Annotated in this window: 2 tRNA genes; both read left to right on the plus strand. The window is 54.8% G+C overall.

Annotated elements, in window-relative coordinates:
* Window positions 1–69 precede the first annotated feature (69 nt).
* Window positions 70–146: transfer RNA gene (locus tag KHA84_RS15240), tRNA-Ile, on the plus strand.
* Between the two features lie 15 nt (window positions 147–161).
* Window positions 162–254, plus strand: a tRNA-Ser gene (locus tag KHA84_RS15245).
* Window positions 255–394 lie beyond the last annotated feature (140 nt).

The raw sequence follows: 394 nt of genomic DNA on the forward strand, positions 1-394 counted from the left end.
CAGCTGGCTAGAGCGTACGGTTCATACCCGTAAGGTCGGGGGTTCGATCCCCTCCACCGCCATTGCAAAGGACCTTTAGCTCAGTTGGTTAGAGCAGACGGCTCATAACCGTCCGGTCGCAGGTTCGAGTCCTGCAAGGTCCACCATCCATTGGTTCTAACGGAGGAATACCCAAGTCTGGCTGAAGGGGTCGGTCTTGAAAACCGAGAGGCGGGTAACACCGCGCGGGGGTTCGAATCCCTCTTCCTCCGCCATCTTTTATGCCTCTTCAGTCAAGGGCAGCTTTGAACCGGTGAAGCAAACAAGCACCATATGCGTAGAAGCGAAAGAGCAAGACCTATATTATTATCGCGGAGTGGAGCAACGAGCAGAACGAAGACTGCGAGTAGCACCG

The organism is Bhargavaea massiliensis, assembly GCF_018390575.1.
Taxonomy (GTDB): domain Bacteria; phylum Bacillota; class Bacilli; order Bacillales_A; family Planococcaceae; genus Bhargavaea; species Bhargavaea massiliensis.